The sequence below is a fragment of the Mycoplasma sp. 2704 genome, assembly GCF_034863285.1.
Lineage (GTDB): Bacteria > Bacillota_I > Bacilli_A > Mycoplasmatales > Metamycoplasmataceae > Mycoplasmopsis.
In genome coordinates, this window is record NZ_JAYFFD010000002.1 from 55,522 (window position 1) to 80,820 (window position 25,299).

General features: G+C 28.0%; 24 protein-coding genes, 3 tRNA genes and 1 other RNA gene. 23 read left to right on the forward strand and 5 right to left on the reverse strand.

Annotation, left to right across the window (positions count from 1 at the left end; genetic code table 4):
- Positions 1 to 46: 46 nt before the first annotated feature.
- The 18 genes from VBM90_RS00965 (at position 47) to VBM90_RS01050 (ending at position 18,325) form a co-directional block, all read left to right on the forward strand.
- On the forward strand, positions 47 to 823 hold the full coding sequence (locus tag VBM90_RS00965) for a class I SAM-dependent methyltransferase (protein ID WP_323176530.1): 777 nt from the start codon (positions 47 to 49) through the stop codon (positions 821 to 823).
- A gap of 108 nt (positions 824 to 931) precedes the next feature.
- The gene (locus tag VBM90_RS00970) at positions 932 to 1,975 is read left to right on the forward strand and encodes a heat-inducible transcriptional repressor HrcA (RefSeq protein WP_323176531.1); all 1,044 of its coding nucleotides are present in this window, start codon (positions 932 to 934) and stop codon (positions 1,973 to 1,975) included.
- 36 nt (positions 1,976 to 2,011) lie between these two features.
- On the forward strand, positions 2,012 to 2,908 hold the full coding sequence (gene grpE, locus VBM90_RS00975) for a nucleotide exchange factor GrpE (RefSeq protein WP_323176532.1): 897 nt from the start codon (positions 2,012 to 2,014) through the stop codon (positions 2,906 to 2,908).
- A gap of 102 nt (positions 2,909 to 3,010) precedes the next feature.
- Entirely contained in the window at positions 3,011 to 4,813 is a 1,803-nt protein-coding gene (gene dnaK, locus VBM90_RS00980) for a molecular chaperone DnaK (protein ID WP_323176533.1), read from the forward strand.
- Positions 4,814 to 5,024: 211 nt separating this feature from the next.
- Positions 5,025 to 5,099: transfer RNA gene (locus tag VBM90_RS00985), tRNA-Cys, on the forward strand.
- A gap of 5 nt (positions 5,100 to 5,104) precedes the next feature.
- Positions 5,105 to 5,181: transfer RNA gene (locus VBM90_RS00990), tRNA-Arg, on the forward strand.
- 94 nt (positions 5,182 to 5,275) lie between these two features.
- Positions 5,276 to 5,349: transfer RNA gene (locus VBM90_RS00995), tRNA-Gly, on the forward strand.
- A gap of 124 nt (positions 5,350 to 5,473) precedes the next feature.
- Complete coding sequence (locus VBM90_RS01000; RefSeq protein ID WP_323176534.1) at positions 5,474 to 6,907, forward strand: hypothetical protein; 1,434 nt, start codon at positions 5,474 to 5,476, stop codon at positions 6,905 to 6,907.
- Positions 6,908 to 7,011: 104 nt separating this feature from the next.
- Complete coding sequence (locus tag VBM90_RS01005; protein ID WP_257088813.1) at positions 7,012 to 7,455, forward strand: transcription antitermination protein NusB; 444 nt, start codon at positions 7,012 to 7,014, stop codon at positions 7,453 to 7,455.
- Positions 7,455 to 7,973 carry a hypothetical protein gene (locus tag VBM90_RS01010; RefSeq protein WP_323176535.1) on the forward strand — a complete coding sequence of 173 codons (519 nt, stop codon included), beginning with the start codon at positions 7,455 to 7,457 and terminating at the stop codon, positions 7,971 to 7,973. The genes VBM90_RS01005 and VBM90_RS01010 overlap by 1 nt, the downstream gene beginning before the upstream one ends.
- Positions 7,973 to 9,127 (forward strand): aminotransferase class V-fold PLP-dependent enzyme, encoded by a 1,155-nt coding sequence (locus tag VBM90_RS01015; RefSeq protein WP_323176536.1) that lies wholly within the window; start codon positions 7,973 to 7,975, stop codon positions 9,125 to 9,127. Before VBM90_RS01010 ends, VBM90_RS01015 begins: the two co-directional genes overlap by 1 nt.
- On the forward strand, positions 9,117 to 9,539 hold the full coding sequence (gene sufU, locus VBM90_RS01020) for a Fe-S cluster assembly sulfur transfer protein SufU (RefSeq protein WP_323176537.1): 423 nt from the start codon (positions 9,117 to 9,119) through the stop codon (positions 9,537 to 9,539). Before VBM90_RS01015 ends, sufU begins: the two co-directional genes overlap by 11 nt.
- A complete protein-coding gene (locus VBM90_RS01025; RefSeq protein ID WP_323176538.1) occupies positions 9,523 to 10,737 on the forward strand; it encodes a DNA polymerase IV in 1,215 nt (404 codons plus the stop codon). Before sufU ends, VBM90_RS01025 begins: the two co-directional genes overlap by 17 nt.
- Positions 10,738 to 10,742: 5 nt before the next feature.
- The gene (locus VBM90_RS01030) at positions 10,743 to 11,867 is read left to right on the forward strand and encodes a nicotinate-nucleotide adenylyltransferase (RefSeq protein WP_323176539.1); all 1,125 of its coding nucleotides are present in this window, start codon (positions 10,743 to 10,745) and stop codon (positions 11,865 to 11,867) included.
- Positions 11,867 to 12,586, forward strand: a complete 720-nt coding sequence (locus VBM90_RS01035; RefSeq protein ID WP_323176540.1) for a pseudouridine synthase — start codon at positions 11,867 to 11,869, stop codon at positions 12,584 to 12,586. Before VBM90_RS01030 ends, VBM90_RS01035 begins: the two co-directional genes overlap by 1 nt.
- Positions 12,587 to 12,959: 373 nt before the next feature.
- Positions 12,960 to 15,347 carry a DNA gyrase subunit A gene (gene gyrA / locus VBM90_RS01040; protein WP_416234925.1) on the forward strand — a complete coding sequence of 796 codons (2,388 nt, stop codon included), beginning with the start codon at positions 12,960 to 12,962 and terminating at the stop codon, positions 15,345 to 15,347.
- Between the two features lie 142 nt (positions 15,348 to 15,489).
- Positions 15,490 to 15,915, forward strand: a complete 426-nt coding sequence (locus VBM90_RS01045; RefSeq protein WP_323176542.1) for an MscL family protein — start codon at positions 15,490 to 15,492, stop codon at positions 15,913 to 15,915.
- A 556-nt stretch (positions 15,916 to 16,471) separates the two neighbouring features.
- Positions 16,472 to 18,325, forward strand: a complete 1,854-nt coding sequence (locus VBM90_RS01050; RefSeq protein ID WP_323176543.1) for a transglutaminase-like domain-containing protein — start codon at positions 16,472 to 16,474, stop codon at positions 18,323 to 18,325.
- Between the two features lie 69 nt (positions 18,326 to 18,394).
- On the opposite strand, the gene whiA is transcribed toward VBM90_RS01050, so the two are convergent.
- The gene (gene whiA / locus VBM90_RS01055; RefSeq protein WP_323176544.1) at positions 18,395 to 19,267 is read right to left on the reverse strand and encodes a DNA-binding protein WhiA; all 873 of its coding nucleotides are present in this window, start codon (positions 19,265 to 19,267) and stop codon (positions 18,395 to 18,397) included.
- A 472-nt stretch (positions 19,268 to 19,739) separates the two neighbouring features.
- On the opposite strand from whiA, the gene infC reads away from it, so the two are divergent.
- The 3 genes from infC (at position 19,740) to rplT (ending at position 20,891) form a co-directional block, all read left to right on the forward strand.
- Entirely contained in the window at positions 19,740 to 20,288 is a 549-nt protein-coding gene (gene infC / locus VBM90_RS01060; protein ID WP_416234926.1) for a translation initiation factor IF-3, read from the forward strand.
- A 1-nt stretch (position 20,289) separates the two neighbouring features.
- A complete protein-coding gene (rpmI, locus tag VBM90_RS01065) occupies positions 20,290 to 20,478 on the forward strand; it encodes a 50S ribosomal protein L35 (RefSeq protein ID WP_257088789.1) in 189 nt (62 codons plus the stop codon).
- A gap of 62 nt (positions 20,479 to 20,540) precedes the next feature.
- Entirely contained in the window at positions 20,541 to 20,891 is a 351-nt protein-coding gene (gene rplT, locus VBM90_RS01070; protein WP_257088787.1) for a 50S ribosomal protein L20, read from the forward strand.
- Positions 20,892 to 21,011: 120 nt separating this feature from the next.
- Here rplT and VBM90_RS01075 read toward each other — a convergent pair whose 3' ends face one another.
- Positions 21,012 to 21,665, reverse strand: coding sequence for a hypothetical protein (locus VBM90_RS01075; RefSeq protein WP_323176545.1), 654 nt, complete (start codon positions 21,663 to 21,665; stop codon positions 21,012 to 21,014).
- A gap of 456 nt (positions 21,666 to 22,121) precedes the next feature.
- On the opposite strand from VBM90_RS01075, the gene rplJ reads away from it, so the two are divergent.
- The gene (rplJ, locus tag VBM90_RS01080; protein WP_257088783.1) at positions 22,122 to 22,619 is read left to right on the forward strand and encodes a 50S ribosomal protein L10; all 498 of its coding nucleotides are present in this window, start codon (positions 22,122 to 22,124) and stop codon (positions 22,617 to 22,619) included.
- Between the two features lie 31 nt (positions 22,620 to 22,650).
- Complete coding sequence (gene rplL / locus VBM90_RS01085; protein WP_257088781.1) at positions 22,651 to 23,022, forward strand: 50S ribosomal protein L7/L12; 372 nt, start codon at positions 22,651 to 22,653, stop codon at positions 23,020 to 23,022.
- Between the two features lie 129 nt (positions 23,023 to 23,151).
- Here the strand turns inward: rplL and ffs are convergent.
- The 3 genes from ffs to VBM90_RS01100 form a co-directional block, all read right to left on the reverse strand.
- An RNA gene (gene ffs / locus VBM90_RS01090) (signal recognition particle sRNA small type) lies at positions 23,152 to 23,246 on the reverse strand.
- A gap of 15 nt (positions 23,247 to 23,261) precedes the next feature.
- Positions 23,262 to 23,972, reverse strand: a complete 711-nt coding sequence (locus VBM90_RS01095) for a pseudouridine synthase (RefSeq protein ID WP_323176546.1) — start codon at positions 23,970 to 23,972, stop codon at positions 23,262 to 23,264.
- A gap of 1 nt (position 23,973) precedes the next feature.
- Positions 23,974 to 25,251, reverse strand: coding sequence for a hypothetical protein (locus VBM90_RS01100; protein WP_323176547.1), 1,278 nt, complete (start codon positions 25,249 to 25,251; stop codon positions 23,974 to 23,976).
- Positions 25,252 to 25,299 lie beyond the last annotated feature (48 nt).

Genomic DNA, 25,299 nt, shown 5'->3' on the forward strand with positions numbered 1-25,299 from the left:
GTCTAAAAATCGAGCGTGATAATCTAACTTTTAATATAATTGCTTTATGAAAAATTCACAAACTATTACTATGTCTGTTAATGAGTTAACTTCAGTTTATGATACTGATAGTTCACTGAAACATTATTTTGAAGCTATTGAAAATGTTGGTATTTTAAATGCTGAAAAATATTGACTAAAAAATCTAAATATTCCTAAAACTGCAAACATTGCAGATTTAGGAACAGGTACTGGACGTTTTATATTTGGAGCAATTGATTTGGGATTTTTAAACATTGATGGCTATGATATTAGTAAAAATTCAATTAAAAAAGCTAAAGAATATTTAACTCAAAATCATTCAAACAAAACTAACATAAATGTGAATTTTTATGAAGTTGATTTATCAAATTATAAATATCAAAAGCAATACGATTTTATGATCTTCACATTCAATTCATTAATGTGCATTCCTTATAGAATTAATAAAATTAATGCATTAAAAAATGCTTATACTGCACTAAAACCTAATGGATACATGGTTTTTAGTGCTCACGAAGCTAAAGGTGATATTAATAGAGAAAAATTAATTAAGCAGCAAGAAAAAGAAATTAAGTTTAAAAATATTTCTAACTGAGATAAAGGTGACTTTATTTACTATCAAGAAGGACAAAAAGGTGTTTTATCTTATTATGATTTTCATGAAATTATGTCGCTTTTAAATGAAGCTGGAATTAAACAAATTCATAAATATGCACATAGAGATAGTTTAGGAAAAGAAACCCAAAATGCATTAGATTTTAGTGATAATGCTATCTATTATGTAATTAAAAAACAAAGTTAATTGTTAATTCAGCAAATGACTTCTTTATTAAATTAAAGAAGAATTCATTTTGTAAATAATTTTAGCAATTAACTTTGTTTTTTGCTAACTTATGCTAAAATATTTTCTATGGAAACAAAAAAAGAAACTTCAGATTACACAAGATTAAAACCAAAACACGAACCAGTTTTAAGATCTACAGTTCAAGCTTACATTGAAACAGGGAACGCTGTAAGTAGCGCATATTTAGTTGAAAAATATAGTAAGGTACATCCTGAATTAGATTTTTCAAGTGCTAAAATGAGATACATTTTAGGTGAGCTTGAAGAGTTAGGTTACCTTATAAAAGAGTCAGGAACAAGTGGAAGAATTCCTACTTTATTAGGTCTTAATTATTATGCTAAATATCTTGCTAAACCACAGACATCTGAATTTGAAAACAAAATTGAAGCTATATTAGCAAACAAAAAAGTTGATATTGATAATACAGTTGAAAAAGCAGCTCAAATTATTGCAGATATGTCAGGTTATACAATGATTACAACTAATAATATCGATGATCAAACACTTCTTAAAAGTATTGATTTAGTTGTATTGTCACCTACAAAAGCAACAATTGTATTAGTTACATCAAATGGTGATGTATTTTCAAGAATTTTAAATATTGAAAATAACGAATTTAAAATGACTGATGTTAAAACAGCAGTAAGAATTTTCAAAGAAAGATTAGTTGATAAACCACTTTGTGAAATTCCTGAAACTGTTGCAATTTTAGAACCTATTTTAAAAGAAGCGGTTCAAAAATATCAAGAGCTTATCAACTCATTTGTTAGAAATGTTTTTGGTAACTTCAAGACTAGAACAAGAAATAAAAATAATGTTTATGGAAAAAATAACATTATCTTGAGTCAAAATATTCAAAGAGAAGACCTTTCAAAAATGATTGAGTTGATTGAAAATCACTCAATTTGAGAAAGTATTGAATCTCAAATTGAAGATGAGGAAAACATAAGAATTCAAATTGATAATTCAGGAACATATATGTCTAAGAAAATTAGCAATCATAATCAAATCACTGAAATAGCTATAGTAGGTGCTACTACTTCAAAATATGATGATATGAAGACTGCGCTTGCGATGTTGGAAAGAATTTTAAGCAATAAGAAAAAATAATCTTGATTTAAAAAATAGGAGCAAAAGAGGAGAAAAATGAATAATTATTTAACAAAGGGAAAGATTTTTGAGGGTAATAAAATTACTGCTGAATTTGAGCTTTTCTTAGATTCAAAAGAAATTATTGAATTTAAAGGTAAAAAAACAATCACAGTTGGCAAAAATGAATACTTACCTGATTTTGACAAATATTTAATTGGTCAAAAATTTAATAAAAAATTAACTATCAAATTAGTGTTTCCAAGTGATTACGTTTTTAAAGACTTCCGTGCTAAAAAAGCTTATGTTAATTTAAAAGACATAAAACTTCAGATTTCACACATTAAAAAAGAAGAATCAAAAGCTAATGATAAAGAGAAAGAATTATTAGCTGCAGAAATTGAAAAACTTAATGCAGAAAAAATTCAATTATCTTCACAAATTGATTCTTTAAATGCAAAAGTTAAAGAATTAGAAAATAAAATTCAATTAGATCAATATACATACAAATTAAAACTTCAAGAATTAGATGCAAACTTCAAGCAAAAATATGAAGAATTAGTTACAAAAACTAATGAAGCAAAAAAACAAGAAGTTTTAGAAAACAAAAAATATGCATTATCTAAGTTTTTAGAAGAATTTATGGAGCCATATAACAATTATATGGGTGCTATGAATGCTGGTTTAAATTCAGATAATGAAGTTGTTAAAAACTACTGCTTTGGATTTTCAATTGTTGCAAAACAATTTGAAAATCTATTTAACGAAAATGGTGCTCAATTAATTGACCCAATTGTAGGTTCAGAATTTGATGCTCACACTCAAGAAGTTGTTCAAATCGAACACGATAATAATAAAGCTGACAATTCTATTATAAGAGTAGTTAGATATGGTTTAAAAATTGGTAATAGAGTAGTTAAACCTGCATCAGTTGTTATCTCAAAAGTAAAATAAAAAAATTTAGCAAATAAATTATTGTTTTGCTAAATTTCTGTTATAATATATTCACATTAAAAAGAGGATAAAAAAACATTTTATTGCAAAAGGAGATTAAATATGGCTAAAGAAATAGTATTAGGAATTGACTTAGGTACAACAAACTCTGTTGTTACTGTTATTGAAAATAAACAACCTGTTGTTTTAGAAAACCCTAATGGGAAAAGAACAACTCCATCAGTAGTTGCATTTAAAGGAGATGAAATTATTGTTGGTGATGCTGCTAAAAGACAAGTTGAAACAAACCCAAACACAGTTGTTTCTATTAAAAGATTAATGGGAACAGATAAAACAGTTAAGCTAAATGGAAAAGATTACAAACCTGAAGAAATTTCAGCAATGATCTTACAATATATGAAAGATTATGCAGAAGCTAAATTAGGTAAAAAAGTAACTAAAGCTGTTATTACAGTTCCAGCTTACTTTGACAATGCTCAACGTGAAGCTACAAAAATCGCAGGTAAAATTGCTGGATTAGATGTTCTTAGAATTATCAACGAACCTACTGCAGCTGCACTTGCATTCGGTTTAGAAAAAACTGATAAATCAATGAAAGTTCTTGTTTATGACTTAGGAGGAGGAACATTTGATGTTTCTGTTCTTGAATTAGAAAACGGAACATTTGAAGTTTTATCAACTTCAGGAGACAACCACTTAGGTGGGGATGACTGAGATCACGCCATTGTTGAATGAATGATTTCACAAATTAAATCAAAATACGATTTTGATGTAAGAAGCGACAAAATGGCTATGTCAAGATTAAAAGAAACAGCTGAAAAAGCAAAGATTGATTTATCAAACCAATCAACAGCTGCTATTAACTTACCATTCTTAGCAATCACACCAAACGGACCATTAAACGTTGAATTAGAATTAAAACGTAGCGAATTCGAAGCTATGACAGCTAACTTATTAGATAGAACAAGAAAACCTATTGAAGATGCTTTAAAAGAAGCTGGAATTACAGCTAACGACTTACACGAAGTATTATTAGTTGGTGGGTCAACAAGAATGCCTGCTGTTCAAGAAATGGTAAAAAGAACATTAGGTAAAGAACCTAACCGTTCAATTAACCCGGATGAAGTTGTTTCAATCGGTGCTGCTATTCAAGGTGCTGTTTTAGCAGGAGACATTGATGACATTTTATTACTTGATGTTACACCATTAACATTAGGTATTGAAACACTTGGAGGTATTGCTACACCACTTATCCCAAGAAATACAACAATCCCAGTTACAAAATCTCAAATCTTCTCAACAGCTGCAGATAACCAAACAGAAGTTACAATTACAGTCGTTCAAGGTGAAAGAGAAATGGCTTCAGACAACAAATTATTAGGACAATTCAACCTTTCAGGTATTGAACCAGCTCCTAGAGGAATTCCTCAAATCGAAGTTAGCTTCTCAATTGACGTTAACGGTATTACAACAGTTAAAGCTAAAGACGTTAAAACAAATAAAGAACAATCAATCACAATTCAAAACTCTTCAAAATTATCAGAAGCAGAAATTGAAAGAATGATTAAAGAAGCCGAATTAAACAAAGAAGCTGACAAAAAACGTAAAGAAGAAGCTGAAACAATCGTTAGAGCTGAATCATTAATTGACCAAATTAAGAAAGCTAACGCTGAACAAGGTGACAAATTAGATGAAAAAGCTAAAGCAGAATCTGAAAAATTAATTAGTGAATTACAAGAATTAATTAACAAAAAAGACATTCCTGCTCTTAAAACAAAATTAGACCAAGTTGAAGAAGTTATTAAAAACTTTGCTAATGCATCAGCTCAACAAAATGCTCAAAATGCACAACAAGCATCACAAAATAACTCAGATGAAGATGTTGCTGAAGTAGTTGAAGAATAATTTATATAGATATTAAGACACTATAGTGCAAACTATGGTGTTTTTATTTGCTTTTGTAATTAAAAAAACTTAATAAAACCAATTTATTTCTATATTTATTGTTAATAAATATATGTTTTTATCAGATTTATAAATAGTGCATTAAATTGTTTAAAAATTTAATAAAAAAATTTTCATAGTATAAAAAATATACTATAATAAGTTAGCACAAGGCACCATAGCCAAACGGCCAAGGCATGAGTCTGCAAAACTTTGATTACGGGTTCGAATCCCGTTGGTGCCTCCATAAATGCGCCCGTAGCTCAATTGGACAGAGCGTTAGGTTACGGCCCTAAAGGTTACGAGTTCGAGTCTTGTCGGGCGCGCCAGATGTTGCTTTGCTTTGTGCGAGAAAATAAAAAATTTAAAAAATTTCGTTATAAAAATTAATTGTGTGTTATAATATTTACACCAATAACGAATGCGAGTGTAGTTTAATGGTAGAACTTCAGCCTTCCAAGCTGACTGTGAGGGTTCGATTCCCTTCACTCGCTCCATATCAGCGAGAAATCGCTGACCTCATTTGTTTTTTTGTTATGAAAGACAGCTCCCTTTTGGGAGTTGTTTTTTTATCTTTTTTACTTACTAAAATTTGCTTATTACTTATAATATAAAAAAATTATGAAGACAAAAATATATGAAGACAAAAATATATGAAGACAAAGAACTATTAAGCCAAAATTTATAAAAATATTAGAATATAAAGGTGATCATTGATATATCAATGATTTATTTAGAAGTCTTTTAAATAAAAAGATGATAATTAAATCAATTTCTCAAATAATAACCTTTTTAATAATTGTTACATTTGTTGTTTTAGCAATTTTAGGAAAATCAAATGTAGTTGAGAATAATCAATGATATACATACTTAATTTTTGCTCCAATAATTTGGGTTATTTATTCTCTTAAATCGCTCTACGATACTAGTGAGCTAGCTAAAAAAGTTAAAAATGGTTATTACACCTTTAACCCGAGAATGCATTTTGTATTAAGTAATAAAAAACACCTTATAAATTTACTTTATCTAACAGCAGTAATACCACTTGTTGATGTTATTTACAAAATTCTCTTTATAAACACCTTATGCCTTTCTGATAAGGAAAGAAATTCAATTGAAAAAGTTGATGAATTAATTTATTTAATCAATTCAGAATCTGAAAACAAGTTTTCAAGATTAAAAAATGTTGAATTTAAATTTGATGTTTATGAAATGTCAATTGCCGGAATAACAATGGGACTATTTTTAATAGTTCAGACACTTGTTAAATTTACAGCACTTTCAAAAGTTGGATTAAATTTTGAATATGTGTTTTACATTATCTATGCAATCTTTTTCACAACTTATAAAGCAGCACTTTTAGGAGTTGCATCAGACTTTTTTGCACTATTATTTAATGGTGGAGTTTGATCTTGATATTGAATGTATGCAATAGTTCCAATTGCAGTTGTATTGATTGCAAAACTATTCATTTTTATGTATAAGACAAAATCAATAAAAGCAGTTATTGCGACATTTGTAATGATACTTATTTCACTCTTTTCTACCTTCCTTACAGTGGTTTTAGTATCAAATTCAGATAATCCAAAATTCTTTTTTAAGAATAAAAAAACTAAGTTAATTGAAGGTCTTAAAATCAGTAAAATTTTTGGAGTTGGTGCTCTTACAGATGCAACTTTATACATAATAATTGCAATTTCATTTATTCTAACTTTTGTTCTATTGTTCATAATGCTTTATGTATACACAAAACAAGATCAAAATAAGAGAATTGCAAGTTATTTCATAAACTTATTTATGATTATTGGAATTGTTCTGATTGTTATGATTGTATGTAGATGAATTTATGGGCCTTATGTCTTCATTAATTATGCAAACTTATTCTTAAAACGTAATTACACAGTAGGAAATAATTATCTAATCATTATGATACCAATCATATTCAGAACCTTAATTTCAATTCCGATTTATGTACTTATTTTATCTACTTTATTCTCACTTCTTGAATTAATCAAAAACAAGATTGAAGCAAGAAAAAATGTTAAATATATCTAACTAAAAGTTAGATATTTTTTAAACTTTCTACACCATAGAACTAAAAGCAAAATACACAAAAACATTTTTTTAATATAATTAAAAAAATATTTAAGGAGTATTTTATGAGCAATAAAAAATCAAGAAGAGAAATCAGATTAAATGTTATTCAAGTTCTTTACAAATACGAACTTTTAAATGAAGCAATCGATGTTCCTGCTGCAGTTACTGAATTTGATTTTATTGATATTGAAGAAACAAAAAGATTAAGTTTAATTGCATCTAACTACAAGTTTTTAAGAAAGACTTTATCATCACTTTTAAACAGTGACTGAAGTTGAGAAAGACTTTCTCCAGTAGTTAGAGCAATCATTTTAAACGGTGCTTTTGAGTTGTTCAATAATCAACCTAAAATTGTTTTCAATGAGTCAGTTGAAATTACAAAAATGTTTTTCCCACCAGCATTAGACCAATCAAACGTGACACAAGAAGAAAGTTACTACAAGTTTGTTAATGGTATTTTAGAAAACTATTACAAATTAATTCAGTTAATGGATAAAGCAAAATAATGTCATCAATCAAAATTAACAATCTTAAATTTGTAATTGCATACAACTCACATCTAAAAAAGATTATCAAGCAATTTTATTTTACAATTGAGCAGTTTGCTAACTACAAGTTAATCAAAAAGCAAGCAGATAATTCAGCTTACAGTAAAAAAGAAATGAGTATTTCTTCAAATACACTTAATGAACTTATTGATAAGTTTTTAAGTCACATTGAATTTGAAGAAACTGCAACTAATACTCAAAAACAAATGATTAGCAACTTTTATCATTTTATGTTCTATCAACTAATTGCTAAATATTACAACATTGATAATTTGACTTTTGATATTGAGTATTTAGAAAATAACCAAATTAAGTTAGTTAACAATAAGTCATTATCAAAAAAAGAAACTAAACACGAGTTTGATCTTTTAGTTAATAAAGTTAAAAGAACATACTATTATGACTTTTTAGATGAGTTTCAAAAATTACCAAATTACAACACTGTTTTACGTTCTATTCTAAGGAAGGTGCTTTAATGAAAAATAAAGAAATTAGAGAACAATTTCCAATCTTAAAGTCTATTGTTTATTTTGATTCAGCTGCCTTAGTTTTAAAACCTCAAACTGCAGTTGATGCTTTAGTTGATTTTTATTCTAATAAATCAATTTCATCACGTACAGCAGATACACCAATCGGTAGTGAAGTTAATCAAACAATTTCAAGAGTTCGTTCAAAAGTTGCTGATTTAATCAATGCAAAAGAAACAGAAGTTATATTCACATCAGGAACAACTGAATCAATTAATATGTTTGCTCAAATGATGGGACAAATTCTAAAAGATGGTGATGAAATTTTATTAAGTTCATACAATCACTCTTCAAACATTATTCCTTGATTAGAAATTGCTAAAAAAACAAATTCAAAAGTTGTTATGTCAAATGACATTTTAAGTGACATTAATGAGAAAACTAAACTCATTTCATTTTCTAACGAAACTAACAACTTTAATATTTCGTTAGATATTAATGCAATTTGTAAGATAGCAAAAGAAAAAAATATTGTAATTTTAGCTGATGCAGCACAAGCTATTAGTCATAAAAAAACTTCCTTAAATGATTTTGATGCAATAGCATTCAGCACAAATAAATTTTATGGACCGACAGGAATGGGTGTCTTAGCAATTAAAGATACATTACTTTCACAATTTAGACCAGTTAAATTTGGTGGTGGTTCAGTTGATGCGATCGGTAAAGATAATAATTGAACTATTAAAAAGACAATTTCAAGATTTGAACCAGGGACACCTGATTTAGGTGGTTTCTTTATGTTTGATAAATCACTTGATTTTTTCAACTCAATTGGATATGAAAAAACTCAAGAAATTCTTAAGGATTTATCAACTTACTTACACAATCAATTAGCTACATTAGATAATATTGAAGTTTTCTCAAAACCAGGTGACAACATTGCGCTTATTAATGTAAAGGAAATTAATCCTCAAGATGTTGCTACTTATTTAGGTTCAAAAGGAATTTACACAATAGCAGGAATTTTCTGTGCTCCTTATTTAAGAAACATTCAAGATAATTATTCATTTTTAAGAATTTCACTTGGAATTTACAATTCATATGAAGATATTGACAAACTTATTGAAGAGTTAAAAAATGGAGGTGACTTTTATGCATTTTAATCAAAATGAAGCTCGTGAAATGATTATGGAGCATTATAAAAACCCAGTTAACAAAAAAGATTTAGATGATAAATTTCAAACCCATTACAGCAATACTTGTTCTGACAAAGTTCAATTAGACATTCAATGAGAAAATGACAAAATCAAAGAAGCAAACTTTAACGGAATTGGATGCGCAATTTTTGTTGCTTCAACTGATATGTTCTTAAGTTTAATTAAAAATAAAACTAAAGAAGAAGTCTCAAATCTTATTTCGCTTTTTGAAAAGTTTGTTAATCAAGAACAATTAAGCCATGAGCAAATTACAAAATTAGAAAACCTTTGAGTTTTCTATAATGTTAAATCACACTTAAATAGAGTTAATTGTGCTCTTTTAATCACAAAAGCTTACCAAGATGAGAACAACAGCTAAAAAACCAATTATTTTCCATATTGACTTTGATAGTTACTTTGCATCAGTAGCAATATTAAAATATCCACCACTCAAAGGAAAACCAATTGCAATATGCAAAAGTAAATCACATGCAATAGCTGTATCTATTAGCTACGAATTGAAAAACACAAAATTGGTTCGTGTAGGAATGAAAAAAGAAGAAATTAGAAGACTAGTTCCTGAAACAGTGTTCGTTGATGTTGATATGGATTTATGCATTAGTACATCTAACTCTATTTTTGGTTTTTTAGGTAGAAAATACACTGAAAATATTCATATATCCTCAATTGATGAATGTTTTTTAGATGTAACTAATTTAGTTTATAAAACAAAAGTTTCACCAAAGTTTTTAGCTAGACAAATACAACAAGAAATCTTAAGAGTTTTTGATATTCCGATCACAATCGGTATATCTCACAACAAATTTTTAGCTAAGATGACTACTAACATTTCAAAACCATTTGGAATTGGATTTACTAATGAAGCTAATTTCAAAGAACAATTCTTTCACTTACCAATTGGTGAATTTCACGGAATTGGTTGAAGGTCTGCTCCAAAACTTGAAACAATGGGACTAAAAACAATTGGTGACCTTTACAAAGCATCTACAAATATGTTGCTAATGCAAACATTATTTGGTAAGTATGCTGAAACAATACTTAAAAATTTACAACCTTATTATTATGAAAATATTCAACATCACGAAGAACAACTTCAAGGGTTAGGGAACGAAATTACTTTTAAAGATTACTATATGGATGAAGAAATTAAAATCAAATACTTTGATGATCTAATTAAAAAAGTTTCAGGAAGAGCTATTAAACACAATTTAGTCGGAAATGTAGTTTCTGTTTTAATTAGAACCAAAGAGAAAAAATGATTTACAAAGCAACATAAAATTTCCAAATATATCAACACATATGAAGATTTACATAGAGTTGCTTTTGATTTATTTGATAAACACTTCAGGGATAAAGAATACATTGGTATAGGTGTAAGAATATCAGGTCTTAGAGATGTTTTTGATATTTACATACCAGTTCCATTATTCCAAGAAGCGACTGAAATTAAAAAGTATGAAAACATAAATATTAACTTTGCAAACATTGGTGTAAATAAAAATGTAAACAAAGAAAAAAACAAATTCACCTTACAAGGTAGCTTATACAGAAAGTAGGTATTATGAAAATAGGAATTTTTGGTGGTTCATTTGATCCGGTTCATAAAGGTCATTTAGAAATTGCTAAATATGCAATTAATGAACTTAATTTAGATAAATTAATTTTTGTTCCTACATATTCATCACCATTTAAGACAAATAAAAAAACTGCTTCAGGTGAGCACAGGATTAAAATGATTCAATCAGCTACAGATGGAGAAGATAAAATCGAAGTATCTGATTTTGAAGTTAAACGTGGTGGAGTTAGTTATACAATTGACACACTTAAATACTTTAAAAACAAATACAAAAATGACCAATTATTCTTGCTCATTGGTTCAGACAACTTAATGTCACTTAATAAATGAAAAAATATTGATGAAATTTGTAAGCTTGCAAAAATTGTTGTTTTCAAAAGAAGTAACAATTTCAACAAAATTTATGCAAAAAAATATAATGCTTTAATTTTAAATAACCCAATTAGACCTGAATCATCCACTTTATATAAAAAAGGTGAATTAAACTTTGTTCCAGAAGTTGTTGCAGATTACATTGCAGAACACAGATTATATATAGAGCAAATTATTTTCAATACACTTACAGCACTTAGAGCAAAGCACTCTATGTCTTGTGCTGAATTTGCAGTTGCACTTGCAAAAGCACACGGACTATCTGCTAGAGACGCTTATTTTGCAGGTTTAGTTCATGACATTGCAAAAGAAATTGATCCCGAAGTTTCAATGCAGATAATTAAAGAAAATGAACCTGAATTATTAGATAGTTTTGAAAACCATATGCTGCATCAATACACAGGATACATAATTCTTAAACACGCTTTGAGAATTAAAAATGAAGATATTTTAAATGCAGTTAAATATCACACATCTATGAGAGAAAATATGACGCCACTTGATATTGTGGTTTATATAGCTGACAAAATTTGTCAAGGAAGAAAGTATCCTGGTATCCAAAAAGTAAGATCTCTAGCTTTAAAAGATTTAAAAGCAGGATTTTCACAAGCGGTTCAAGATGCTTATGATTACAACATTAACAAAGGAGTTGTCTTTTCAGATAAGCAACTTGCTTTATATAACAAATACAGAAGTGGTAAATCGCCTTTAGATATAGATTTGAAAGAAGGTAACTAATGGAAATGCAAGAAAGATTACAAAAGATTCTCTCTAAAGCAGGAGTTGCTTCAAGAAGAGAAGCTGAACAAATGATTTTAGATGGAAGAATTTCTGTTAATGGTTATATAGCTAAATTAGGTGACAAAGCTTCATTTAATGATGAAATTTTAGTTGATGGGTCACCAATTAATGGCGAAGAACAAAAAGTTTATTTTGTTCTAAATAAACCACCAAAAACTGTATGTACACTTAAAGATAATTTCAATAGAGCAAAAGTTACTGATTTAATTGATACACCTTACAAAATTTTTCCTGTAGGTAGATTAGATTATGATACAACCGGAGTTCTTATTCTTACAAATGATGGAGATTTAGCTAATAAATTAATGCACCCATCATATGAAGTTGTAAGAGTTTATAGAGCAAGATTAAATGAACCGCTTGATAAAAAAGAATTAGCTAAATTAAACAAACCTGTAATTATTAACAAAAAATTTTCAAACCAACAAGTTATTCACATTGAATCAAAAAGTTATTTTGTTGTTTTAACACAAGGGACTTACCATCACGTTAAGGAATTATTCAAATTAGTTGATAAAGAAGTTATCAATCTTAAAAGAGTTGAATATGGTGGAATTACAGTTGAAAACATTCCTGTAGGAAAATATAGACCACTTACAATCAAAGAAGTTAAAACTTTAAAAGCATGAGTAAACAAACCAAAGGCTAAAAAATAGTCTTTGTTTTTTTACTTTTAAAGCTTGCACACTATTGTAAAAGGTAAAAATAATGTATGTATATAAATTTGTAAAAAATATATAATATATTTAAATTACATTTAAATATATCCTGTTAGGAGTTTGTATGATAGACAATAAAGACAAAGACAATAAATTAATTGAAGAAATTGATGTTACATTAAAAGCTTCAGACGATACAGAATTTGAATATGAAGAAAATAACAAAATGATCTTCAAGAAAAAACAACCAGTAGTTGAGCAAGTTGAAGAAGAGGAAGAATTACCTCAAAACAATGATGAATATCAAGTTCAATCTCAAATCATTGAGTCACCAACAGAAGGATTAATTCCAATTGTTATTGATAACGAAATGAAGCAATCATTCCTTGAGTACTCTATGAGTGTTATTGTTTCACGTGCTCTTCCAGATGCACGTGATGGACTTAAACCAGTTCACCGTAGAATTCTTTACGATATGTCAGAATTAGGAATTACACCTGGTTCACAACATCGTAAATCAGCTCGTATTGTAGGGGATGTTTTAGGGAAATATCACCCACACGGTGATTCATCAGTTTATGAAGCTATGGTTCGTATGGCTCAAGATTTCTCAATGCGTTATCCACTTGTAGATGGGCATGGTAACTTCGGATCAATCGATGGTGACTCTGCTGCTGCTATGCGTTATACAGAAGCAAGAATGTCTAAAATTGCTTCTGAAATGCTAGAAGGAATTAAAAAAGATACAGTTGATTTTGTAGATAACTATGATGGAAGTGAAAAGGAACCTACAGTATTACCTTCAAGATTTCCTAACTTACTTGTTTCAGGTTCATCAGGGATTGCTGTTGGTATGGCAACTGAAATTCCACCACACAACTTAGGCGAATCAATTGATGCAGCTATTGCTCTTGCTAAAAATCCTGAAATTACAGTTAGAGAATTAATGCAACACATTAAAGGGCCTGACTTCCCAACCGGTGCAATTATCCTTGGAACAAAAGGAATTTTAGAAGCATACGAAACTGGAAGAGGAAGTATTCCTGTTCGTTCGAAATGCGAAGTTATTGAGCAACCTAATGGAAAATCAAAAATTATTATTAGAGAAATTCCTTATGCAATTAAGAAAACTACAATCATTGAAAAGATTGCTGAATTACACAAAGCAAAAGTTGTTGAAGGAATTACTGACTTAAGAGATGAATCGAACAGAGAAGGTATTCGTTTAGTTATCGATGTTAAAAAAGGTGTAAATCCACACATTCTTTTAAACAAGTTATTCCAAAAATCAAATATCCAAACATCATTCAACTTTAACTTAGTTGCTATTGTTAATGGAGAACCTAAAACATTAAACTTAAAACAAGCTCTTGAAGTGTTTATCGAACACCAAAAAGATGTTGTTTCAAGAAGACTTAAATTTGATTTAAATAAAGCAGAAGAACGTGCTCATATTTTAGCTGGATTAAAAATCGCTGTATCAAACATTGATGAAGTAGTTAAAATAATTAAACAATCTAAAACAGATGCTGAAGCTCAAGAAAAATTATCAAGCAGATTTAATTTAACTGAAAGACAAACAAAAGCTATCCTTGAAATGCGTTTAAGCAGATTAACAGGATTAAACATTGAAAAAATGGATCTTGAAATTAGTGAATTAAATGTTGAAATCGCTCATTACAAAGACATTTTATCTTCAGAAGAAAAATTAATTAACCAAATTGTTTTAGAACTTGAAGAAATCAAAGAAAAATTCAATGACAAACGTAGAACTGTTATTGATGAATCAGCTGTTGGTGTTATTTCAGATGAAGATTTAATCCATGAAAGAGAAATTGTTATTACATCAAGCTCAAAAGGTTATGTAAAGAGAATCGACTTAGATGAATACAACACACAACGTAGAGGTGGGGTTGGTTCAGTAAGTATGAAAACTTACGAAGATGATGATATTGCAATGATTATTCACGCATCAACACATACAAACTTATTATTATTCTCAAACATTGGTAAAGTTTATGCATTAAGAGGTCACCAAATTCCAGAAGGTTCAAAACAATCAAAAGGAGTTCCTTTTGTAAACATCCTTTCAGGATTAGATGTCGAAAATGGAGAAAAAATTATCTCAATTCTTAATGTTGATAAATTCTCAGATGATCAATATTTAGTAACTGTAACTAAACAAGGTATGTTTAAAAAATCTGATCTTAAATTATTTGCAAACATTAGAAAAAATGGACTTATTGCATTCAAATTAAAAGAAGGTGATCAGTTAGTTAGAGCATTTGTGATTGGAAATGAAGAATCTGTATTAATCGCAAACAACTACAGAAATGTATGTATGTTCAAATCTGATGACATTAGACCACTTTCAAGAAATTCATTAGGAGTTAAGGGAATTAAACTTGATGATAATCAAGAAGTTGTATCAGCTTCATCAGATAGCGAAGGTTCATTAATCCTTACACTTGGTGAAAAAGGATTTGGAAAACTTACAGACAAAGAACAATTTAGATTAACAAGAAGAGGTTCTAAAGGAGTTGCTGGTATTGATAGTAACAAAGCTGGAAACTTAGTATTTGCTAGATTTGTTAATACAAACGATGAGCTTTTAGTAATTACATCATCAGGTTCAACAATAAGAACTCAAATTAACCAAATTTCTGAAACAGGAAGAAATGCTAAAGGTGTAAAAATTATTAACTTAAAAGACAACGATTCAATCGTTGCTGTTGAAGTTATTTCACAAGATAATTAAGAAGTAAAATGATGCTAAAATAAATTAGCATTATTTTTTTATTGCTTGCATTAAGTTAAAAAAGGGTATAATAGCGTCGTTAATTTATTAAAATACAAAACGACAAAAATATATAAAAAACTTAATTTGGAAAGGAATTGAAATGTCTAAAAAACCTTCAATTTTCAAAAAGTCATTAGTTGATGCTAAAAACAATTTAAAACGTGGAAACATTTTATTATTAGCTATTGCTTTCATTTTAGGAGCAGTATTCAGTGCTTTAGTTGCTTCATTAGCAAACGATATTATTATGAACCCAATTTCTAAATTATTAGGATTTGACGAATTAGCAAAAATGGAATCAAATGGTGTTCTTTACGGAAAATTCTTAGCTGCATTATTAACATTTATTATTGTTTCATTTGTTGTATTTGCAATTTTATTAGGATACTTCTTAATTGCCAACGCTATTGCAGCTCACAAAGCTGCCAAAAGACCAGCAGTTGCTGAAGCTCCAGCTAAACCTACAACAGAAGAATTGATCTTAAAAGAATTAGTTAAACTTAATGACAAAATGGATAAAAAATAATTTATTCAAAAATCAAAAGCTACCTTTTAATTAACAAGGTAGTTTTTTTCTGACTTTTTCAAATGAAATTCAAATTGAAAAATAAATAATGGTCAATAGATATTTTCGATATTGAAAATTAGAGTTTATATCATTCATGTTTTTTATTATTTTCAATACTTTTAAACCTATGACAGTGACGAATAGTTGTTTAAACCTATGTGACGTGGGGGTAAGAAATAAATCTTCGCAATAACCAACGGTCTATAATTAAATTGAGGATGAATTTAATAAGAAAATTGAAGATTTAAGAATTAATAAATGTAATTATTTATGTTCTGCATTTAAAGATGTTTCCAAGACTGGTCATTTTAAAAAAACGTTTAGATTTTGAGACTGTAAGGAAAACGATCAATTCAATATAAATCCATGGATTTAAATTTCTTTATTTTTATTAATTTATTAAGTTTTTAGAATAAATTAATTAATTAGGTAAAAATATAATAAATGTTATATCATTTAATTATATAAAGAGTAAGTAAAGTAATTATTTGTTTTTACTTACAGATGGAGACTTATGAAAAAATCAAGTTTATTTAAATTATTATTTTTAGCACCTGCAACAAGTTTGTTGATTTCAGCAATTTCTTGTGGTAATAAAAATACTGAAGAGCCGACGCCTGCTGAGTCAGAAAAACCTACGCCAATACAACCAAAACCTGTAAATCCTGCTCCTGCACTAGATCCAGAACCAAATCCAGTAACACCAGAACCGGATGCTCCAGAAAAATTAAATAGTGTTGAATCATATAAATCACAAATTGAGCAAACAAGAGTTGATTTTAACAATTACTTGAACAATTATGCAAATGTTTATAAAGGACGTGCTGAATCATTTGTATTTCATATGGCTAGACCTGAAGGAACTGATGAGCAATATGGATCTTACAAAAATTTTGCCGATGTGATTTTTAGCAAAATTAATACAGTAATTGATGGGTGAGATACTGTAGTAGGAAATAATGTAGAGTCTGCAAAAGAAGAATATGCAAAAATTAACAAAATGTTTTCGACATTTGTTAAAGGTTTTAATAAGCAATTAGCTGCGATAAATCCTCCTACTTATTCATTAAAATCTGAAATGACAATTGATGAAGTTAGAGAACATTTCAAAGAAGTTGTTCAAAGAGTTGTTGCAGATAAAAATGAAGATCATTCAAACGATGAAAACTACAAACAATTAAATGGAAGAATCAATTATGATAAAAATGGATATTTAATTCCTGCTGATACATATTATGAAGTTGTTAAAGATTTCTTAAAATCAGGTTTTAGAAATTTCAAACAAATTTCGTTAGTTGCAACATCAGCAATTTCATTTGAAGTTACACCAGAGAATAAAGTTTATGGAATTTTAATAAATGCAAATGACTTTAGAAGAAATGATATGAATCAAGTTGTTGATAAATATGTTGAAAATGCGCTTAGTTTAGTCGATAACTCAATGAATACTTATGAAAAAGTCTATGTGCTAGGTAAATACGTTTTAGAAAACTTAATTTATAAAACTAAACCAGGTACAGAAACAATGAACTCACTTGACTTTGCTTACATAGAACATAAAGGTGTATGTAGACATTATGTTGATCAAATGGCATTACTTTTATCTAATGTAAATATTTCATACAAAGTGATGCAAGGTGACTACCACACTTGATTGAATATCCAAAATGAAGATGGTAAATGGTTCTCAACTGATCCAACACATGCAGATACAGGAAAAGCTGAAAAATACTTCCCTCTAGGAAAATCAGGTGAAATCGATTTAGATTTTGAAATGAAAAACTTTTTTAATTATCAAAATGCAGTTACAACAGATTTCACATTATTTGATTTAAAACCAAATGATGGTTCAAATGAAGCAATTAACTTTATTTCTCAAGAAATGCATAATTCATTATTTAATAAGTGAGTTTACAAACTTAAAGATATGTATGCAAATGGAGAAGAAATTTCATCATTAAACTATAACGATCATAAGTTGTATTTTGTTTCGATAAAAGATAATCAACCTAAATTGCAATACGTTGAAACAAACAAAACTATCCCAATTGAAAATATTGAAAACTCAATTCATACAGTTGATGAATTTGGTTCATTAGTTAGTGGACTAAGTTTAAAAGTTTTACCAAAAGCTGCTATGCATGGGGATAAAATGTTCTTTATGGCTCAAAATGATAATGGAAATTATATTTATTCATACAATATTAAAACGTCTGGACTTAAAAAAGAATTTGTATATAGTGGAGACTACAAAAACTTCTTTATCTTCCTGAATAAAAATGAAAACAAACTTGAGTTTTCATTTGGAGATCAAAATTCAGAAAACAAATTAGTTAAGTTATTTGACTTAAATTTACAAGATCAATAGAAATTGAAGCAGACTAAAATGTCTGCTTTTTGATTAAAAAAACATCTCAAGTTACTGAGATGCAAAACTCTATTTTTTAGCATTCTTGTGCTCTGAAACAATTTCATTAAGTTTTCTAAATCAGTGATTTATTCCACTTTTTGAAACATACACATTATGTTCAGTGTTAAGTAAATTTGATAATTCAGGGAGTGACAATCATTTGTTTTCAACTTTTAATCTAAATAAAACAAGTTGATTGTCTGTGAAATGAATATCTAATCCATTTTCAAACATATAGTTAATGTTTTCAATATGCTTAATTGTACTCTTTGCAATCTTATTAATATTACTCATATCGATATTATTAATACGGTTAACAACATTTTCAAAGTCACGAGCAATAATTATGTTTTGAAGCTTGTACCAAGACTTTTTAGCATCAATAGCTGCTAAAAAGTCAATAACTTTTTCCTTATTTTTAAGGTAAATTATGTATTTATTATTTCTATTCAAGAAGTTGAAATTAAAGTCATATTGATTTAGTTTTTCTTGAATTTTTACTAAGTGTCCAGGATTATGTGAAGAAATTTCTAAGTGGTATGAAGTTGATGATTTTCCTGAGATGCTACCACTACCAAAGAATACACCAGCAAAAAAACTTGTAAGTGAATCTTTAAAATCAATTTTCTCAATCATTTCAAAGTCAGAAATCTTAATTAAGATTTTAGTTTTTCATTTTAGATTAATGATTGGTTTAATATTAATTTTTTCAAGTTTTCTAAGCAATTTTGAATAAAGATATTCATTTTTAATTTTGAGAACATAAAACTCTTTTTCAACTTCTGCAGCACAAAAAAGTAAACCACTTAAAAACCTCTTAATTTCGTGTGGTTTAGATAAGTTGTTTATGACTTCTTTTTTTAACTCTCAACTAAACGATGTTTTATGTTCTTTATTCATAGTTTAATTATAAAAAATATAATATTTTATGTAAGTTATTTTTTAACAAATAAGCAATATTTTTAGTTCATAAAAATGCATATAAAAGTTGGATTTAGACATTCAAATAAAATAAATTTATTTATAATTACTTGCATAAATGAAATTGCTAAAACTTTTTTACCTTACACATAGGTATATTAGTTAAAAACTAACATATAACATAGTTATATGTAAGGTTAATCAAAAAATATTTTTTTGATAAAATTAAAAAGCAATATAAAAGTTTAAATTGCAGAAAAGTAGAAGACACTTCTCACCTGATGACCATAGTCTTGGGTTTAGCTACAATTAAACGTATCAAAAATTCTGATACCTTTTTTAGTAGAACAAGGAAGTGGGTAACCACTTTTTTACTTAACATTTATTTAAGGAGTATATTATTCAAGCAAAAGGAAAGAAAACACCTTCAGAACATTACGTAAATTCTGATATTCCATTCAAACAAGTTTTTGTAATCGGAGCAGATCAAGAAAAAATTGGTGTAATGTACACATCTGAAGCAATTGAATTGGCAAAAAGCCAGAGAATGGACTTAGTTTTAATAAGCGTTGAACCTAAACCAATCTGTCGTATTCTTGATTACGGTAAATTCAAATATGACCGTAAAAAGAAAAATAAAGAACTAAAAGAAAAACAAACAATTATTCAAAATCGTGAAGTTAGATTAACTGCGATGATTGGAGAAAATGATTTACTTACAAAAAGTAGAAAAGCTAGAGAATTTCTTTTAAAAGGTGATCGTATCAAAGTTTCATTAAAATTAAGAGGACGTGAATTATTGATGAAAGATTTAGGAATCAAGACTTTAGAAAAATTCTTCGCAACATTAGAAGATATTGCTGAAATCACATCAGAACCTAAATTAATCAATAATCGTTTCCTTGACATGAATCTCCAACCAAATAAACAAAAAGTACTTAGATACCAAAAAGAAAAGAGTCTTGAATCAAAAGATCAAGATGCTAAAGAAGGAGAATAAAATGCCAAAAATGAAAACTAAAAGTGCGTTAAAAAAACGTATTAAAGTTACAGGAACAGGTAAAATCTTAAGAGAACAAGCTTACCGTTCACACTTAGCACAAAACAAAACTACAAAACAAAAACGTCACTCACGTAAAGCTGCTCTTATGTCTAAATCAGACCTTAAAAGATTTAAAGCTTTAATCTAATCTTGTTAAGTTAATTCATAAACAAGATAATAATTAACATTATTTAAGAAAGGAATTAAATTATGGCAAGAGTTAAAGGTGGAACAGTTACAAGAGCAAGACGTAAAAAATGAATAAAATTAGCTAAGGGATATTTTGGACACAAATCAATCGGTTACAAAGTTGCTAAACAAGCAGTTGTAAAATCTTGAACATACGCTTTCAGAGACCGTAAACAAGTTAAAAGAAACTTCCGTAAATTATGAATCGCTCGTATCAACGCTGCAGTTAGAGCAGAAGGAATGAGTTACTCAAGATTTATTAACGGTTTAAAAAGAGCAGGTGTAACAATTAACCGTAAAATGCTTTCAGAATTAGCTATCAACGAACCAAAAACATTTGCAGTTTTAGTTGATATTGCAAAACAAGCTTAATTTTAAATTGCTATTCACACATCCGAATGGATGTGTTTTTATTTTGCTTTTTTTGATGTCTTAAAATTGCAAAATAAAATCTCAGAATAAACATCCGAGATAGTATATAAGCTATATAAATTAATTTTGAGGTTTGTCAACAAAGTTTCTAATGATACTTTTAGCTGTAACATCAACATTAGCAAAGATTGGTTTTCATTCTCAATCTATTAATGTATTTTGAGGAACAATATGATCGAAACTAATGTTTACTAATTTATCAAAACTTGTTTCAGTTGAGTTGTCATCAACACCTTTAACAAATTTTTCAGGGTCAAAGTATTTTTCAATTCTGATTGAAACAATTTTAACTTCATCATCAGGTGAAACCATTTCTCTAACTGAATTAATGTTTCCTTTGAAGTATTCTAACTCATTAGGGAAACGTAAGTCGTCAATGATGAATAAACTGCTTTTACCTGCTTTAGAAGATTCGCTAGCAATTGATTTAATTTTTTCAAAAACTCTTGAACATCAAATGTTTGTATCGATGTTTCTTCCAACTTCCCCCATAGCGATCCAAAGTGGTCTAACAATTTCTTTGTCTTGACCATTTCAATTAATTTCATCTAAGATAGGTTGAGTAATTTGTTTAATTGGTTGTGCAAAAGATAAAATGTGTGTGTTATCTTCAAATTGAGGTTTTAATTGTTTTGAAAGTTCATTACTTAATAAACCTTTTCCACTACGTCTTTTACCATTGATTAAAATAATAACGTGTTTGTTTTTGCTCATATTGTCTCCTTGTATCTATATAAATTTATTGTTAATAGTGCATTAAATTATGCATTTTATGAATCTAAATTTGAAATAAAAACAACGATAGAAATTGATTAATTTCTGATTGCTGTAAATGAATTATAAAGACAAAATTTAAAAACAAAAAGAAATAGCTGAAATTTTCACAAAATGTGAAAAATAGGAAAATTACAATTTTTTTGATTAGCAAAATTTACCAATAACATTAGAAAATTAAAAATTTAATTTTATTTCATAAAAATACTTTTATTACTATGCTATAGGTATAAAAGTATCAAAAGTATTATTCTAATTTTTAAGTTATGCTATATAATATAAAAGCAATACATATAGACAGTAACTGTATAAATGCTTATACTTAATTTGTTACCGAGTGTATCTCATTCCTGTTCAAATTGTATTGCGTAATAGATTTTGAAGGGAGGCACAAGTATGTCAGAATCAAAATTAAAAGCAGCTAAAAAAGAAGTTGTTTTAGAAATTGTTGATAAAATTCAAAACTCTAAAGCTGTTGCTTTTGCTGAATACCGTGGTTTAACAGTTTCTGAATTAGAAGATTTCAGAAAAGAAGCTAAAAAACTTGGTGTTGACATCAAAGTTTACAAAAACCGTTTATTCAACTTAGCAGCACAACAAACAGGATTTGCTGACTTAGCAGAATACTTAGTTGGTCCAAACATTTTCGCATTCTCAAACAATGACGATATGTCAGCAGCTAAATTACTTACAAAATATGCTAAAACTCACAAATTATTAGTTGTAAAAGCTGGAACATTTGAAGGTAAAGTTATCAACGCTGCAGGTGTTAAAGAAGTTGCTACTCTTCCAACATATGAAGAAGCACTTGGAATTCTTGCACGTTCAATGATGGCACCATTACAACAAATTTCATTATCACTTAAATTAGTAAGTGAAGGTAAAACAGAATAATAAAAATATTTAGTTTGAAAGGAAACATATTATGGCTAAATTAACAAAAGAAACATTCATCGAATCATTAAAAGAAATGTCAATTAAAGAAGTTATGGAACTTGTAGACGCTATGAAAGAAGAATTCGGAATCGACCCTACAGCTGCTGTCGCTGTTGCTGCAGCTCCTGCTGAAGGTGGTTCAGAAGAAAAAACAAGCGTTAAAGTTGTTTTAAAAGCTGACAACGGTAAAAAAGTTGCAATCATTAAAGTTGTTAAAGACTTATTAGGTGTTGCTTTAATGGATGCTAAGAAAATCGTTGACACATTACCAGCTGTTGTTAAAGAAAACATTAAACCAGAAGAAGCTGAACAAATTAGAGCAGCTTTAGTTGAAGCTGGTGCAGATGTTTCAGTTGAATAATATAACTTCAATTAATTCAAATTTATAATTAAAAAACCTTACAAAATCTGTAAGGTTTTTCTTTTTTATCTCATTAACTATAAAAAAAGTGAGAGCTCATGGCTGTACGTGAGACTCTCTTTAAAAATATCTAAACAAAACCACCAGACACAGCACTTCCTCATGTGGCTGCTACATTTCTGTCCTGACCAGGTTAGTGGGTTACTGTTCTGATGGCTTAAATATTATAACACCATTTTTTAATATTCTCTATTTTTTAATTTTAAAATTTCATCTTCATTTAAATATCTAAACTGACCTTCTTGTAGTGTTTCCTTTTTAATATCCAAGAAAGCAAATGAAATTCTTTGTAATTTAGTCACTGTTAAATCAAAATGTTTAAACATTCTTTTAACTTGATGGTACTTACCTTCATTTATTGTAAGATTTGCAGAATTATCTGAAAGAATTTGAAGTTTTGAAGGTAAGACTATTTCATTATCTCCTATATCAAAACCTTTTTCGAATTCAGTTATTAAGTTTTGGTGAATTTTGTTATCAACTTCAACGTAGTAAGTTTTCTCAACATGTTTTTTAGGTGAAAGCAAATCGTGAGTTAATTGTCCATCATTTGTTATTAATAGTAGTCCTGTAGTGTCTTTGTCTAATCTTCCCACTGTATGAATATCTTTATATGAGTTAATGTTTTCATCTAATAATTCAAAAACAGTTTTATTTAAGTTATCGTAATTTGCACAAACGTAGTGAGCAGGTTTGTTTAGTAAAACATAAATAAATTCTTGTTTAGGAACAATTAATTTATCATCCAAACAAACTTCTTCATTAATTATATTAATAATTGATTTAACCACTTTGTTATCAACTTTAATTCTTTTAGAGGAAATTAACTTTTTAGCATCAGTTCTACTGATGTTTAAGTTAAATGAAAGTCATTTATCTAATCTGGTCATATTATTTTAGTAAAGCATTATAAATGTTGTGTTTATAAACTTCTACCCCTGGTTGAGATAATGGGTCAACTCCAAATAACAATGAAGATAAGATTGCAACAAACTGGAAGAAAGCAAATAAATGAGCCAAATTATTGATTGAAATTTCATCAAATTCAATAATTAAATCATCATTGTCAAATGCATTATTTTTGATATTAAAATTAGGTTGATTTTCACCTTTTGTGCCTAGGAGACCTAGCTGATCGAATTTTTTATTGTCTTGATTTAAGTTGTATTTTTTATTGTTAAATACAATATTTGTTGTGATTGAAAAATCACTATCCAAACTATTTGTATTATTAACAGAATCCTTAATTGTTAAATAACCTTTTTTTTCTTTATTTTCACTTGAGTTATATAATGAACAAATGTATTCAACAAAGGAATCTAATATAAAATCATTATCATTAACAACTTCAACAGTCTTGTTATTGTATCTTGCAAAAATGTATCTAAAAATAGCTGTAAGGAACACAATATTTTCTTTTATTGGTGTGTTCAAGGTCTTTTCAATAATTGAGACAAATGTCTCGATTAATTCTCTTGAATTAAAATTCAAGAATTCAAGTACAAATAATGATGATGGATCAAATATTGAAACATATCTTTCAGGTATGTTTGTAGGTAATTTCAAGAATAAATAATTATGAATTTTAGCCATCTTATTAAGTATATTATCTGCTTCAGTGCTTGCAACTGTAATAAGTGCATTTAGCATTTCAATACTATCGATTTTTTTTAAGTTAGCTTCAAGTAGTTTTCTATATTCTCTAAATGAAACAGAGCTTTCAATAGAAATCGCACTCTTTGAAATGTAATAGATAGCAAATTTTTGCCCTATTAATGAAGAAAGTTGATTTGTTAAAACTTCAGGAGAAATGTTGTTTTGTGTAAAGATAATATTAAAATCAGGTTTATTATTTAAATAATTATTAAAAATAAAATCATAAATCGCTTTAGTAGTTAAATATGATTCTCCATCAGCAATCACAACTAATGTATCTACTTTGCTAGATTTTAAAAATTCAACTTTAGCTTTAATTAACTCTAAGTTAAATTCAAGATTATCATCAATATACTTAAGCACATTAGTTTCTTCATCGTCAGTGTTTTGAAAATTTAAAACTAAGTTGTTATGAATACTGTTAACTTTTTTAATAATTTCATTAATTTTGCTGTGTTTTAATATTGAATTCACATCCTTAAGTTGGATATTTAGGTTACCGAATTTATACATTTTTCTCCTTATTAATAGTGTTAATTAAATTTTATATTTATTTTTAGA